Consider the following 14786-nt stretch of genomic DNA (forward strand, 5'->3'; position numbering starts at 1 on the left):
CGCTGGCGCCAGCAGCAGGGCCAGCAGCAGGGCCAGCAGCGCCACGCCACCGGCCAGGACGGCCCGCAGCGCGCGTGCCGGCGGGCGGCGGACGGGTTCCGGGAATCCAGATGTCTTCATGGCTCAGCACCCGGCCGCCTGCAGTGGCACCCTCGGCCGTGGCGGCATGTCGAGGGCGCGGGCCGGCGGCCCGGCAGGCTCGGCAGCCGGCCAGGGGCGCAAGGCGCCGTCGCGCAGCTCGTAGCAGGTCTCCAGCAGCGCCAGCACCTGCGGCCGGTGCGTGATCACCACGACGCAGCATGGCAAGGCACGGATCCTCGCCATGATCTCCAGCTCGGTGTCCACGTCCAGGTGGCTGGTGGCCTCGTGCAGGATCAGGATGTCCGCGCGCTTGTACAGCGCCCGCGCGATGAGCAGGCGCTGCCGCTGCCCGCCGGACAGCGTGCGCGCCGACTCGCCGATCACGGTCCGGTAGCCCATGGGCATCCGGACGATGTCGTCATGGAGGGCCGCCATCCGCGCGGCCCACTCGACACGCGCGGCGTCCACGTCGGCATCGAAGAAGGCGATGTTCTCCTGGAGCGTGCCGGCCAGCAGCGTGTCGTCCTGCGTGACCGCGGCGACCTGCGTGCGCCAGGCCCGGGCCATGCCCTCGTCCATGACGACGTCGTTCAGACGGATGACGCCGTCGGTGGGTCGCACCAGCCCGAGCATCAGCCGGGCCAGCGTGGACTTGCCCGCACCGCTCGCGCCCTTGAGGCCGATGCACTGCTTCGGCGCCAGCACCAGGTCGAGATCGCGCAGCACCGGCTGCCCGTCCCGCGCATACCGGTAGCCGACGCCTTGCAGCTGGAGGCTCGCCAGCGGCGCCAGGGCAGCCCGCGTGGCCGGCCCCGGTTCGGGCGCCTCCAACAGGATGTCGGACAGGCGCTCGCCATGCACGGCCAGCATGCGAAAGCCCAGGATGGCGTCGATCACCGCCACCAGGCGGTTGCCGAAGGTGGCCGCGTAGGCGGAGAAGGCCATGAGGAAGCCCAGCGTCATCTGCCCGGCCAGCACGGACGTCGCGCCGAAGTAGAAGATGAACAGGCCCTGCACGCCGAAGATCAGCACGACGCCGCCGTGATAGACGAGCGTGAAGTTCTCGGTCCGGAGGTCCCGGTTCTGCACCGTCTGGCGCAGGTTCTGCCAGCGGGAGATGCGGTCCGCCTCCCGGGAGAACAGCTTTATGGGCATCATCGAGCGGACGATCTCCAGAAGGAACTGGCTCTCGCGGCTGGCCAGCATCAGCCGCTCGCGCGCGGCGGCCTCGAAATAGGGGTAGGTCAGCGCCTTGAGCGCCAGGTGCAGCAGGATGGGGACGACGACGACGACCGACAGCGAGGGGCTCAGGCCGATCATCATCGCGAACGCCGCCGCGAGCACGACCACATCGAACAGGGAGCCCAGCGCGATGCCGGTCAGCACCGACTGGATGGTCCCGGCGCTGCCGAGCCGGCTGAGCACCTCGCCGGAGCCCCGCGCATCGAAGAAGCGCATCGGCAGCCGGACCAGGTAATTCAGGATCCGGCTCATCCAGCCCAGGGACAGCTCCTGGCTCCAGCGCATCAGCAGCCAGCCCCGCAGCAGGCTGGTGGCGGTCTGTGTCAGCAGCAGCGCGGCAAAGCAGGCCGTGAGCGGCAGCAGGAGCTCCGTCGCATGGCCGCCGATGACGTCGTCGATGACGAACTTGCTGAACAGCGGGGACCCCAGCGCCAGCAGTTCCAGGATCAGCGTCAGGAACAGCAGCTGCCCGACGGCGCCCCACGCACCGGCCACCGGCCCCAGCAGCGCGAGCACCGAGGGCGGACGCGCCGCCTGGCCGCCTCGCTGGAAGGACTCGCCGGGCCACAGCTCCAGCGCCATGCCCGAGAAATGCGGCGACAGCGCCGCCAGGCTCAGGCGGCGCAGTCCGACCGCCGGATCGAAGATCGTGGCCACGCGCTCGCCCCGGAACGTCCGGGAGACCTTCAGCAGCACGACGAAGTGGCTCAGGTCCCAGTGCAGGATGCAGGGCATGCGCAGCCTGTCCAGCGCCTCCAGCGGCACGCGCAGCGGCCGGCTGGAGAGGCCGATTCCGGCGGACACCGTGATGAGCGTGGCCATGGTCAGGCCCCGAGAATGCCCGCCGGCAAGCTGACGCAGCAGGAGCAGGCCCAGGGCCATCCCGTGATGACTCGCGACCGTGGCGAGGCAGGCGAGACCGCACTCCCCGGTCTCTGACTGGAACACATGCTTCAAGGAAATCGCCCGTGGAAAGCGCAGGGAACAGGACGGCGCGGGCGGGGTTCGATCCCCCGCCCCACCGGCCTCCCGAGGATCAGCGGACCACCTTCTGCAGGCGAATGCGGATGCCGTCGGTGAACAGCTCGCCGGACTTCTGCTCGAGGATCTTCTCCAGCAGCCCGCTGTCGAGCTGGGCCTCCCGGTGGAGCCAGTGGGACTGGTACTTCAGCTGGCCACCCAGGGCCTTCGAGGCCTTCTTCAGGCGCTTCTCGTTGGGGGCGGTCAGCACGATCTCGTGGTCGCTCACCGACGTCAGCGCCGCGAAGTAGTAGCCGTTCTGCGCATCGCCGGTCTCGACAAACAGCAGCTGCTGCGCGCCCACCTGCCGGACGTAGGACCGCACGGAAGGCAGGCCCTCGGCGGCCTCGGGCTGCCATTGCAGGGTCGCGAATTCGCCGTTGCTGACCTCGACGTTCAGCACCTGCGCGCGGATGCCGCCCACGTCATCCGCCTGCACCCGCCACAGGCCGGCCAGGGACGCCGACACGGGCAGCGCCTGCCCCAGCGGGGCGGGTGTGCGAGGCCCGCAGCCGGCCAGGCAGACCAGCAGCCAGCCGACCAGCATCAGGCCGACGGAGCGCCAGCCCTTGAATGGAGTCACGTTCCGCATGGCATCAGCCTCCCAGGCCCTTCATGCACACACGGAAGGCCTCCTTGCGAATCTCCTCGTCGCTCGGGATGAAGCCCCGGGCCACGAAGGGAATCCGGCCGTCCTTCTTGGCCCGGTTGACCTCGGCGACGGTCTCGTCCGCCACGGCATCGCAGATCTCCTTCTTCTTGGGCTGCGGCAGGTCGCGCACGCCACCGTCCCCGGCGGCCGAGGAGCCGCCGCCACCGCCCCCGCTGGTCAGGAAGAAGTAGCCCAGCGGCAGGAAGTTGCTGCTGAACTCGACCTGGTAGGTTCTGGACCCATTGATCGTGACCTTCGGCAGGCACGGCGTCACCTCGTCGCCGTCCTCGCAGTCGCCACCGCTGATGTATCGCGTGTCGTCGAAACTCAGCTCCTGCATGCCCCAGTACGTCGAATGCCTCTTGTTTTCACTGCTCATCGTCAGTCCTCCCTGTAGTGAATGGATGAAGTCCGCGGATCGGTCACGATGACCGTCCCGCCTTGAACATGAGGGTCACACGCGCCGCGGTGCAGATCCGCGAGACCCCGAGCGCCGCGTGCAGGATGGATCCATCGAAGATCACCGCCCGCCCTGGCCGCGGCAGGACGGCATGGACGATGTCCCCCTCGGCATTGAAGAAGACCGTCTCGCCGGCCCAGTCCGGCTGCCAGCGCGGGTTCAGGTAGATGACCACCGTCTTCTGGCCCGGCGCCGGGGAGTCCACATGCGGGTAGCCCTCCACGCCGTAGGTGTGGGCGTTGGCGTAGCAGCGCAGCAGCACAGCAGCGCATGGCCGGGCAGGCAGCGGCGCTGCACCGTGTCCCAGAGAGCCGCCACGGCCTGCAGGGCCGGGTCGGCGGCCAGCCGCTGCGTCTGGTCCTGCTGGTTGTTCTTGCGGGTCTTCAGGAAATCATGGTTCCAGTGCGAGAGCGAATTCACGCCATTCACCGAACGCCAGCCATAGGTCCAGCGCACCTCTTCCTCGAAGAAGGTCTGCACCGCGTCGATCTGGGCCGCCTCGAACAGGTCGTCATGGCGCTGGATGGACAGCTCGTCGCCCTGGGGCAGGACGGGCACTTGGGGATCCCTGGCATTCATCGCAGCTTTCTCTTCAGCAGATCAAGGACATTCATGGCCTGCCCCGGCATCTCCACCCGGAGCTTCGACCAGGGCGGGTGCGCCGCGCACCCCGAAGGGTCGCCCGGCACACGGCCCGCCATCAGGGCGATCACGACGCATTGCGCGTCTCCCGGCGCCTGGCCCTCGGCCAGCCCGTCACAGGCCGCGTGGCCCCCGCTCCCGCGCCGGACGGCGCCCCGGTGGATCACCCGTCCCTCGCCCACCTTCCGAAGCGAGCCGCCCTCGACACCAGCGACCCGGGCCAGATCACCCACCGCAACGCCCCCCGCCTCGGCGACCGGCAGCCGCAGGGCCACGACGCCCTGACCGTCCGCCAGCAGGCCGGACTGGTACACGGACGACTCCAGCACCACCGGGATCCGCAGCCCCCCAGCACCGCCGCCAATGCGCTCCAGGGGAGCAGCACGATGAGCAGCAGCCACCGCCGGGACAAGGGCTGGGGCAGGCGAAGATCGCCCGTGGCACCGGATCGATGGGCCACTGCTTCAGGACGGTAGGCAACAGGTTCCAAGACGCTGGGAGGGCAAGTTCAATGCAAGGGACACAGGCAGGCACCGGCCGCAGGGCCTCGACGCTGCACGTGCCACAGCGGCACGGTTCAATGACCAAGGAGACCGCCGCCACGACAGGGCGCAGGGCCGGATTCAGGCAGGAGGAATGGATCAGGCCAGCATGGGGGAGTCTCGGGCATCGCGCGGACCGCGAATGCCTTGCAGTGGGACGGCTGGCTGGCAGAGGTGGCGTCCTGGAGCGCATCAGAAGAAGCGGGACGGCCATTGGCTGGCTGGGTTGGCAATTGTCAAGAGATGGGCGCCCTTGAGCAAGGGCAGCGTGCGCATAGCGGTCGGCAGGGCGCCCCAACCGGGCACGTGCAGCCACGGGGGCGACGTCAGTCCTCAGGTGACCACGCTCGGCGTTCCCGGAGCAGCCGCTGGCTCAGGGCCTGCGCCCAGACCTCGTAGCCTGCCGGCCCCGGATGAAAACCGTCCTCGGCCATGTGCTGGGCGGCGGCGGCGCCGTGCAGATGCGCGGGCAGGGACTGCAGGCCGCGGTCGCGCCGGCCGATCAGGTGGCGGGCCAGGCGCCGGTTCAGGCGCTGCGACTGCGCCCCCAGCATCCAGCGCAGGGGTTGGGGCAGCAGCGGGAAGGCATGCATGGGCGGCACGGCGCTGTGCAGGCTGTAGCGCACACCGCAGCGCTGCCGGGCCATCTCGTGGATGGCGTCCAGGTCTTGCAGGCAGTGCGTGGCGCGGCGCTGGCCGACGACGTCGTTGACGCCCAGGGCCGTCACCAGCACATCAGCGGGCTGAAGCTCGGATTCGGCCAGGTGTCGGCGGGCGTCCGCGCTGTCATGGCCGGTGCGAGCCACCAGCTGCCAGTGCACACGACCGTCCAGGGCCAGGGAGAGATGCGCCGCGAGCCGCCCCGCGAGGGCCAGGTCTTGCGTGGGCGCGCCAACGCCGGCGCCGGAGGAGTCCCCGACGATCAGCAGGCGCAGTTTCAACTCGCCCTGCCCGACCTGCCCGACCCTTGCGCCGGCGGCCTCGGGCAGCTGCAGGGCGCGCTTGCGCACCTGCCGACCCTGCCACAGCAGCACCGGCGCCAGCAGCAGCTTGGCCGGGCCCAGCATCAGTCGAACTGGGAGAAGTCGGGCTGGCGCTTCTGGAAGAAGGCCTGGAAGGCTTCAGTGGCCTCGGGCGAGCGCAGGCGGGCGCCGAAGATCTCGGCCTCGGTCTTGATGGCTTCCTGCAACTGCTCGACGCTGTGGCGGCGCATCAAGCGCTTGCTCTCGCGCACGGCGCTGGGCGCCAGGCTGTTGAAGCGCTCAGCCACGCGGCGGGCCTGATTGACCACCTCGCCGGCCGGCAGCACGGCATTGGCGATGCCGCATTCCACCGCGTCAGCGCCGGTGAAGGGGTCGCCCAGCAGCAGCTTCTCGGCCGCCTTCACATGGCCCATGAGGCGCGGCACGACCAGGCTGGAGCCAAACTCCGGCACCAGGCCCAGGCTCACGAAGGGCATGGCCAGGCGGGCGTCATCGGCCACGTAGACGAAATCGCAGTGCAGCAGCAGCGTGGTGCCGATGCCGATGGCGGCGCCGTTCACGGCCGCGATCACCGGCTTCTCGCTGCCCAGCAGGGCGCGCATGAACTGGAAGACCGGCGCGTTCTCGTCCCGCGGCGGGCTGCCCATGAAGTCCTCGATGTCATTGCCCGAGGTGAAGATCTGGGGCTGGCCCTGGATCAGCACGGCGCGCACAGCCTTGTCGCCATTGGCGGCGATCAGGGCGTCGGCCATGGCCTGGTACATGGCGCGGGTCAGGGCGTTCTTCTTCTCGGGGCGTGCGATCTCGAGGGTCAGCACGCCGTTGACGGTGGCGGTCTTGATGGTCACGGCTATCTCTCCAGGCAAACTTCTTGGGGGCGGATGATGCCAGAGCCGTGCGCTGCCCTGGCATGTCTGAGGGTCAGGCGGCGGCGGGCTGCAGCCGCTCCCAGTGGTGGGCGAGGTGCATCAGGTGGGCCCGCTGGTACTCGGGTTTGCTGAGCGGCCCGTAGGCGAAATGCGGCTTCAGCGGGCCGGTCCAGGCGGCGAAGGCGTCCATGGCATCGAGCAGGCGCTGCACGGCGTGCTTGAGCGTGGCCTCGGCGTCAAGGGCCGGTGCGCCGGGGATGGGCTCGTCGCGGTCATGGCTCATCTTCCCGCGGGCGTCGAAGAGCGCGAAGGCCGTCTTGCCCAGAGTGGACTGGAACCAGGCCGGCTTCGCCTGCGGGTAGCCGCTCATGGCGTATTCGATGCTCTGGGCCAGGTGCTCCAGCAGCTGGGGCACCGTCCAGGCGCCCTCGTGCTTGCGGGCATGGAAACGCAGATCCAGTACGGCCTTCTGGGCCTCTGTCCAGCTCTGGAAGCCCTCGGGCAGTTGGCCTTCGCAGCCGCTCAGGATGCCGGTGCCTGCGAGCAGCGTCGCGCCCAGCACAAGGCGGCGGGAAGGCTCGCTGGGTTCCATGGGGTCAAGTCTTGCGTTCACGTTCAGCTCCCCTGCAGCCACAGGCTCACCCGGGGCCAGAGCTTGGCCTCGAAGCGCGAGCGAAAGAAGCCGAAGTGGCCGATGCGGCGCTCACCCACGTCCTTCGGGGCGATGCGCTGCAGTTCGGGCTGGGCGCCAGCGTAGAAGCTGTGCAGGCTCTCGGTGTTGCGGCGGGACATGAACTCGTCGTCGGTGAAGGACAGCGACAGCATGGGCAGCTTCAGCGCCGCGTACTGCTGGCGCAGCGCGGCACCGCCCTCGCCCATCAGATAGTCGCGGTCCAGGCACCAGCGCCGCCACTGCGCCATCACGCCGCGTGGAAGGTCGCCCACCTTGCGCAGGCGACGGCCAGGGAAGTAGCCGAAGAGCGGCAGGCTCAGCGGCACCACCACGTACCAGAGCCACCAGACGTAGCGGCGCAGGCCTGCCGAGTTTTCGCGCCAGTAGCCGCTGCCCGTGCCCACGGTCACCGCCTTGGCGATGCGTTCGCGGTTGGGCAGCAGCCCCAGGATCTGCCCGCCCAGGCTGTGGCCCAGCCAGTGCAGCGGGCGGTCGGGGCCCAGCAGGCGCGAGAGCTCGTCCACCGCGCCGGCCGAATCCTGCTCGGCCCAGGTGCGGATGTCCGCGTCCAGGCCCTTGAGCGAATGCCGCATCTCGGCCGGGCGTGAAGCACCCATGCCGCGGTAGTCGAAGCTCATCACCAGCCAGCCCTGCGCCGCCATCCAGTGGGCGAAGTCGGCGTAGTAGCGCTGCTCCACGCCCATGGCCGGTGCGATCAGCAGCCCGGCGCGGGCGGTGGCGGGGTCGCCGTAGAGATGGCCGCTCAGCGGGAAGCCGTCGCGGGCCTTGAAGTGCAGCATGGGGAACTCCTCTCACGACAGATGCGGGCCTGCAATGAAAAACGCGGCCCGCAGGCCGCGTTCTCAGCAGTAGGTCACAGGCGTTCCAGGATGCCGGCAGCACCCTGGCCAGCGCCCACGCACATGGTCACCATGCCGTACTTGCCGCCGGTGCGGCGCAGGCCGTGGATGACGGAAGCCGCGCGGATGGCACCGGTGGCGCCCAGCGGGTGGCCCAGGGCGATGGCGCCGCCATTGGGGTTGACCTTGGCGCGGTCCAGCACGATGCCCTTGCTGTCCAGGTCGTTCAGCACGGCCAGGGACTGGGCGGCGAAGGCCTCGTTCAGCTCGACCCAGTCCAGGTCAGCGGCCGAGATGCCAGCCAGCTTCAGGGCGGCGGGAATGGCCTCGATGGGGCCGATGCCCATGATCTCGGGCGGCACGCCACGCACGGTGAAGGACACGAAGCGGGCCAGCGGGGTCAGGCCGAAGCGCTTGACGGCGGCCTCAGAAGCCACGATCAGGGCGCCGGCGCCGTCGGAGGTCTGCGAGCTGTTGCCGGCGGTGACGCTGCCCATGCCGGTGGCCTTGCCCGTGGGGTCCTTGGGTGCAGCGAACACGGGCTTGAGCTTGGCCAGGCCTTCCAGCGAGGTGTCCTTGCGGGGGCCTTCGTCGATATCGACGGTGCGCTTCTTCAACGTGATCTCGCCGGTGGCCAGATCGGGGATGCGCTCGAGGATCTCGAAGGGCGTCATCTCGGCCTTGAAGTGGCCGGCCTCAATGGCGGCCAGGGCGCGGCGGTGGGACTCCAGCGCAAAGGCATCCTGGTCTTCGCGGCTGACCTTCCACTGCTGGGCGACCTTCTCGGCGGTCAGGCCCATGCCGTAGGCGATGCCGATGTTGGCATCGCGCTCGAAGATGGCGGGGGACAGCGAGGGCTTGTTGCCGCCCATCGGGACCATGGACATGGACTCGACACCGGCGGCGATCATCACCTCGGCCTCACCCACGCGGATGCGGTCGGCGGCCATCTGCAGGGCGGTGATGCCCGAGGCGCAGTAGCGGTTGACCGTCACGCCGCCCACGGAATTGGGCAGGCCGGCCAGCACGGCGCCGACGCGGGCGATGTTCATGCCCTGCTCGCCTTCGGGGAAGGAGCAGCCCACGATGGCGTCTTCGATGGCGGCCGGGTCCAGGCCCGGCACCTGGGCCAGGGCGGCCTGCATGGCGCGCACCAGCATCTCGTCCGGACGGGTGTTCTTGTAGTAGCCGCGGCCGGACTTGCCGATGGGCAGGCGCGTGGCGGCGCAGATGTAGGCTTCTTGCACTTGCTTGGCCATGATTTCAACCTTTCAGTTCTTGGCGGGCGCTGGGGCGTTCTTGGGAACCCAGGCCCAGACAAATTCACATTCCACCGGGTTCAGCCCGGCCTCGTCGGTCACCGTCACCTGCACGCTCACCTCGCCCTTGGGCTCGGCCTGCATCAGCTGGCGCTGCTGCTCGGTCAGCACGGCCCGGGCGCGGAGGCCGCCCGTCGCTCGCTTCTTGAAGGCCAGGTGCATGGACTTGCAAAGCGGCAGGCAGTCGTCGCGCACGTTCATGCCCACCACCATGCCCGTGGCCGTCTCGGCCAGCAGACTCATGGCGGCGGCATGCACGCCGCCGATGTGGTTCTGCACCGGGCGGCGGTTGGCAATGGCGATCTCCGCCACTGCCGGCTCCAGCCGCAGGAAGTCCAGCCTGGCCGTGCCGGTGAAGGGCACGGCCCGGCGCAGCACCGCATTGCGCGCCAGAGGGCGCAGGGCGGCGGGCAGCGCGTCCAGCTTGGACAGGGTGCGGGCGAGGCGGTTGGCAGCAGTCATAGGACGTATTCGGGCTCTTTCGGGGCGTAGCGAGCGGACCCAGGGCTAGGCGCGGGTGCCCGCGAACAACCGGAGCGACCTTCCTGGTCGTGAGGATTGTTCGTGGGCTGCAACGACGCCATGGGTTCGCGCAGTAGCCCTCAATTCCTCACGGGCTTGCCGGTTTGGAGCATGCCCATGATGCGTTCCTGCGTCTTGGGGTTCTCCAGCAGGCTGCAGAAGTGCTTGCGCTCCAGGGTCATCAGGTATTCCTCATCGACCACGGTGCCGGCTTCCACTTCGCCACCGCAGACCACGTCGGCGATCAGGCTGGCCAGGTGGTAGTCGTGGTCGCTGATGAAGGCGCCGTCACGCATATTGGCCAGTTGGCCCTTGATGGTGGCGATGCCGGAGCGGCCGGCCACCGGGATGCGGGCCTTCATCGGAGCGCGGTAGCCGGAATCGGCCAGGGCCTTGACCTGGGCGCTGGCCACGAAGAGCAGCTCGTCCTTGTTCGGGACGATCAGATCGGAGTCCAGCAGGAAGCCGTTCTTGCGCGCTTCCACGGCCGAGGTGGCGACCTTGGCGGTGGCGGCGGTGGTGAAACCGTCCTTCAGGAAAGCGAAAATGTCAGCACCGGAGTTGCCGGCGGCCGCCATCTCGGCGGCACGGCGGGCGATGTAGGTCAGGCCGCCGCCGCCGGGGATCAGGCCCACGCCGACTTCCACCAGACCGACATACGACTCCATGTGCGCCACGCGGCGGGCGCAATGCACGGCCAACTCGCAGCCGCCGCCCAGGGCCAGGCCGCGCATCGCGGCGACCACGGGCACCTGCGCATAGCGCACGCGCAGCATCATGTCCTGCAGCTTCTTCTCTTCCGGGGCGATGCCCTTGGCGCCCTTGGTCATGAAGACGGGCATCAGAGACTCGAGGTTGGCACCGGCGGAGAACACGTCGTCCGGCGACCAGATCACCAGGCCCTTGTACTTGGCCTCGGCAATCTCGACGGCCTTGAGCAGGCCCTCGGTCACGGTCGGGCTGATCAGGTGCAGCTTGGCGGTGATGGAGGCGATCAGCACCTCGCCGTCCAGGCTCCAGACGCGCACTTCCTCGTTCTTGAACTCTTCCGTGCCGGCCTTCAGCGGCTCAACAGCGCCCTCGCCCACCAGGGACTCGGGGAATGCCTGGCGCTCGTACACCGGCAGCTTGGCGCGGGGCTTGAACTTGCCTTCGGCGGCGCTCCAGGAGCCGTTGGCGCTGTGCACGCCGCCGTTCTCGGCCACGGGGCCTTCGAACACCCAGGCGGGCAGCGGGGCGCTGGCCAGGGTCTTGCCGGCCTCGATGTCTTCCTTAACCCACTGGGCGACCTGCGTCCAGCCGGCGGCCTGCCACAGCTCGAAGGGGCCTTGGCTGCTGCCGAAGCCCCAGCGCATGGCGAAGTCGATCTCGCGAGCGGTGTCGGCCACGGTGGCCAGGTGCACGGCCACGTAGTGGAAGCTGTCACGCAGGATGGACCACAGGAACTGGGCCTGCGGGTTGCTCGATTCGCGCAGCAGCTTGATGCGATCGGCCGCGGGCTTCTTCAGCATGCGGGCGACGATCTCATCGGCCTTCTTGCCGCCAGCCACATACTCGCCGGTGGCGAAATCGAGACGCTGGATGTCCTTGCCCACCTTCTTGTAGAAACCGGCGCCGGACTTCTGGCCCAGGGCGCCCTTCTCGATCAGGCCGGCCAGCACCTTGGGCGTGGCGTAGGTCGAGAAGAAGGGGTCGTCCTTCAGGTTGTCCTGCATGGTCTTGACGACGTGGGCCATGGTGTCCAGGCCCACGACGTCGGCGGTGCGGAAGGTGCCGGAGCTGGCGCGGCCCAGCTTCTTGCCGGTCAGGTCGTCCACCACATCGACCGACAGGCCGAACTTCTCGGCCTCGATCATGGTGGCCATCATGCCGGCGATGCCGACGCGGTTGGCCACGAAGTTGGGCGTGTCATTGGCACGCACGACGCCCTTGCCCACGGCGGTGGTCACAAAGCCCTCGAGCTGATCGATCACTTCCGGACGGGTCGTCGGGGTGTTGATCAGCTCCACCAGGTACATGTAGCGCGGCGGGTTGAAGAAGTGGATGCCACAGAAGCGCGGCTTGATCTCTTCGGGCAGCACTTCGGAGAGCTTGGTGATGCTCAGGCCCGAGGTGTTGGAGGCCACGATGGCGTGCGGTGCGATGAAGGGAGCGATCTTGGTGTAGAGATCCAGCTTCCAGTCCATGCGCTCGGCGATGGCCTCGATGATGAGGTCGCAGTCCTTGAGCAGTTCCAGGTGCTCTTCGTAATTGGCCTGCTGGATCAGCGCGGCGTCCTCGGGCACACCCAGCGGGGCGGGCTTGAGCTTCTTCAGACCTTCGACGGCCTTGGTGACGATGCCGTTCTTGGGGCCTTCCTTGGCCGGCAGGTCGAACAGCACCACGGGCACCTTGACGTTGACCAGGTGCGCGGCGATCTGCGCGCCCATGACGCCAGCGCCGAGCACGGCGACTTTGCGAACTTGGAATCGACTCACGGAATTACTCCTCTTTCAATTCAGGGGGAGGACGCCGCCTTCAAAAGGCCGCGTCCGCTTGAGGCCTTACTCGACGCGGACCCAGACCTGGGTGCGGTAGAAGAAGCCCACGTAGCCGCGCATCTCCAGCTTCTTGCCACCTTCGATGGGCTTGAGCCGGGTGCGGTAGGTCTTGCCGTTGTTGGGATCCAGGATCTCGCCACCGGTCCACAGCGCCTTGTCGTCGGCGTCATGCTTGACGCCGCGGATGATCTGCAGGCCCAGCACCGGCTTGTCCTTGCGATCGTCCTTGCAGAGATCGCACTTGGAGTCCTGGTGCGTGGGATCGAAGATCTTCTCGATGTTGCCGACCAGCACGCCATTGCTTTCGCTGATGCGCACGAGGGACTTCTCGGTCTTGCCGTCGTCATCGATGGTCTTCCACAAGCCCACCGGCGAGCTCTGGGCCCAGGCGGGCGCGACGAGCAGAGCAGTGGCGATCAGGGAAGTGGCAAGGGCACGTGTCATGGGCGAGTCTCCTGTGTTTTATGTGAGGGCCCCACCTTCTCCGAGGCGGGGCTTCGGGAGCGCCAGCATCGCAGAGCCTTTCCTGCTCTGCAATGCCAGGTCCTTCATTGACCCTGTCTTCAGAACAGGGCTTCGTCCATGGCCATCAGCGGTTGCAGGCCGGCACGCGCGGTGCGGATCAGCGAGGCCGTCTCGGGCAGCAGCTTGGCGAAGTAGAAGCGGGCGGTGTGCAGCTTGGCGGTGTAGAAGGGATCGCCACTGCCTTGCTTCTCCAGCGCGACCTTGGCCGAGCGGGCGAAGAAGTAGGCGAAACACAGATGGCCCACGACGCGCAGGTAGTCCACCGCGGCGGCGCCGACTTCATCGGGGTTCTGGAAGGCCTTCATGCCGATCTCGGTGGTCAGCTTGGTGACCTTGTCGCCCAGGTCGGCCAGCGGGTTGATGAACTCCTGCATGGCTTCGCTGGTGCCCTCTTCTTCGACGAAGCTGGCGATCTTCTTGCCGAACTTCTTCAGCGTGGCACCGTTGTTGCCCAGCACCTTGCGGCCCAGCAGATCCAGGGACTGGATGGTGTTGGTGCCCTCGTAGATCATGTTGATGCGCGCATCGCGCACGAACTGCTCCATGCCCCACTCGTGGATGAAGCCGTGGCCGCCGAAGACCTGCATGCAGTGCGAGGTGGCGATCCAGCCGTTGTCGGTCAGGAAGGCCTTGATGATGGGGGTCAGCAGAGCGACCTCGGCCTCGCATTCCTTGCGCTCGTCTTCGTCATCCGAGCTCAGGGCCTTGTCCAGCTGCAGGGCGACGTAGGTCGACAGCGCGCGGCCGCCTTCGGCATAGGCGCGGGCGGTCAGCAGCATCTTGCGCACGTCGGGGTGCACGATGATGGGGTCGGCGGCCTTGTCCGGTGCTTTGGGGCCCGAGAGGGCGCGCATCTGGATGCGGTCCTTGGCGTAGGCGGCGGCATTCTGATAGGCCACCTCGGTCAGGCCCAGGGACTGGTTGCCCACGCCCAGGCGGGCGGCATTCATCATCACGAACATGGCGGCCAGGCCCTTGTTGGGCTCGCCCACCATGGTGCCGACGGCGCCTTCCAGCACCATCTGGCAGGTGGAGTTGGCGTGGATGCCCATCTTGTGCTCCAGGCCGGCGCAGAAGATGCCATTGCGTGCGCCCAGGGTGCCGTCGGCGTTCACCAGGAACTTGGGCACGATGAACAGCGAGATGCCCTTGGAGCCGGCGGGGGCGTCCGGCAGGCGGGCCAGCACCAGGTGGACGATGTTCTCGGCCAGGTCGTGCTCGCCGGCCGAGATGAAGATCTTGGCGCCGGTGATCTTGTAGGTGCCGTCAGCCTGGGGCTCGGCCTTGGTGCGCAGCAGACCGAGGTCGGTGCCGCAGTGCGGTTCGGTCAGGCACATGGTGCCGGTCCACTCGCCGCTGGTCAGCTTGGTCAGGTAGGTGGACTTCTGCTCGGGTGTGCCGTGGGCATGCAGGGCCTCGTAGGCGCCGTGGCTCAGACCGGGGTACATGGTCCAGGCCTGGTTGGCCGAGTTCATCATCTCGTACATGCCCTGGTTCACCAGCACCGGCAGGCCCTGGCCGCCATAGGCCGGGTCGCAGGACAGCGCGGGCCAGCCGCCTTCCACGTACTGCTTGTAGGCCTCCTTGAAGCCCTTGGGCGGAGTGACCTCGTGCGTGGTCTTGTCCAGCTTGCAGCCTTCGGCGTCGCCGCTGAGGTTCAGCGGGGCGATGACCTCGGCGCAGAACTTGCCGCCCTCTTCCAGCACGGCGTTGATGGTGTCGGCGTCGATGTCGGCGTGGGCGGGGAGCATCTTGAGCTCGTCAACCACATTCAGCAGCTCGTGCATCACGAACTGCATGTCGCGCAGGGGAGGGGTGTAGGTAGGCATGTTCGGCTCCTGGGTGGACTTGTGGTG

Annotated in this window: 15 protein-coding genes; all 15 read right to left on the reverse strand. The window is 68.2% G+C overall.

Annotated elements, in window-relative coordinates; all coding sequences use genetic code 11:
• Positions 1–123: 123 nt before the first annotated feature.
• The 15 genes from H5407_RS20750 to H5407_RS20820 all read right to left on the reverse strand — a co-directional run bounded on the left by H5407_RS20750 (position 124) and on the right by H5407_RS20820 (position 14759).
• A complete protein-coding gene (locus tag H5407_RS20750) occupies positions 124–2271 on the reverse strand; it encodes a peptidase domain-containing ABC transporter (protein ID WP_310737682.1) in 2148 nt (715 codons plus the stop codon).
• An 88-nt stretch (positions 2272–2359) separates the two neighbouring features.
• A complete protein-coding gene (locus H5407_RS20755) occupies positions 2360–2935 on the reverse strand; it encodes a hypothetical protein (RefSeq protein ID WP_183106409.1) in 576 nt (191 codons plus the stop codon).
• A 4-nt stretch (positions 2936–2939) separates the two neighbouring features.
• Entirely contained in the window at positions 2940–3374 is a 435-nt protein-coding gene (locus tag H5407_RS20760; protein WP_183106410.1) for a hypothetical protein, read from the reverse strand.
• A 43-nt stretch (positions 3375–3417) separates the two neighbouring features.
• Positions 3418–3630, reverse strand: a complete 213-nt coding sequence (locus tag H5407_RS20765; RefSeq protein ID WP_310737681.1) for a 2OG-Fe(II) oxygenase — start codon at positions 3628–3630, stop codon at positions 3418–3420.
• Complete coding sequence (locus H5407_RS20770; protein ID WP_183106412.1) at positions 3615–4034, reverse strand: hypothetical protein; 420 nt, start codon at positions 4032–4034, stop codon at positions 3615–3617. The genes H5407_RS20765 and H5407_RS20770 overlap by 16 nt, the downstream gene beginning before the upstream one ends.
• On the reverse strand, positions 4031–4411 hold the full coding sequence (locus tag H5407_RS20775) for a hypothetical protein (protein WP_183106413.1): 381 nt from the start codon (positions 4409–4411) through the stop codon (positions 4031–4033). Before H5407_RS20775 ends, H5407_RS20770 begins: the two co-directional genes overlap by 4 nt.
• Positions 4412–4965: 554 nt before the next feature.
• The gene (locus tag H5407_RS20780; RefSeq protein ID WP_183106414.1) at positions 4966–5706 is read right to left on the reverse strand and encodes an SGNH/GDSL hydrolase family protein; all 741 of its coding nucleotides are present in this window, start codon (positions 5704–5706) and stop codon (positions 4966–4968) included.
• Positions 5706–6470: an enoyl-CoA hydratase gene (locus tag H5407_RS20785; RefSeq protein WP_183106415.1), complete on the reverse strand. Its 765-nt coding sequence runs from the start codon at positions 6468–6470 to the stop codon at positions 5706–5708. The genes H5407_RS20780 and H5407_RS20785 overlap by 1 nt, the downstream gene beginning before the upstream one ends.
• Before the next feature lie 73 nt (positions 6471–6543).
• The gene (locus H5407_RS20790; RefSeq protein WP_183106416.1) at positions 6544–7104 is read right to left on the reverse strand and encodes a DUF1569 domain-containing protein; all 561 of its coding nucleotides are present in this window, start codon (positions 7102–7104) and stop codon (positions 6544–6546) included.
• Between the two features lie 2 nt (positions 7105–7106).
• Positions 7107–7964 carry an alpha/beta fold hydrolase gene (locus H5407_RS20795; protein ID WP_183106417.1) on the reverse strand — a complete coding sequence of 286 codons (858 nt, stop codon included), beginning with the start codon at positions 7962–7964 and terminating at the stop codon, positions 7107–7109.
• Between the two features lie 74 nt (positions 7965–8038).
• Entirely contained in the window at positions 8039–9283 is a 1245-nt protein-coding gene (locus H5407_RS20800) for an acetyl-CoA C-acyltransferase (RefSeq protein WP_183106418.1), read from the reverse strand.
• Positions 9284–9295: 12 nt separating this feature from the next.
• Positions 9296–9805 carry a DUF4442 domain-containing protein gene (locus tag H5407_RS20805; protein WP_183106419.1) on the reverse strand — a complete coding sequence of 170 codons (510 nt, stop codon included), beginning with the start codon at positions 9803–9805 and terminating at the stop codon, positions 9296–9298.
• Between the two features lie 140 nt (positions 9806–9945).
• Positions 9946–12342, reverse strand: coding sequence for a 3-hydroxyacyl-CoA dehydrogenase/enoyl-CoA hydratase family protein (locus H5407_RS20810; protein WP_183106420.1), 2397 nt, complete (start codon positions 12340–12342; stop codon positions 9946–9948).
• A 66-nt stretch (positions 12343–12408) separates the two neighbouring features.
• Complete coding sequence (locus H5407_RS20815) at positions 12409–12849, reverse strand: DUF2147 domain-containing protein (protein ID WP_183106421.1); 441 nt, start codon at positions 12847–12849, stop codon at positions 12409–12411.
• 119 nt (positions 12850–12968) lie between these two features.
• A complete protein-coding gene (locus H5407_RS20820) occupies positions 12969–14759 on the reverse strand; it encodes an acyl-CoA dehydrogenase C-terminal domain-containing protein (protein ID WP_183106422.1) in 1791 nt (596 codons plus the stop codon).
• Positions 14760–14786 lie beyond the last annotated feature (27 nt).

Origin of the sequence: Mitsuaria sp. WAJ17 (assembly GCF_014174515.1) — a bacterium.
Taxonomy (GTDB): domain Bacteria; phylum Pseudomonadota; class Gammaproteobacteria; order Burkholderiales; family Burkholderiaceae_C; genus Roseateles_B.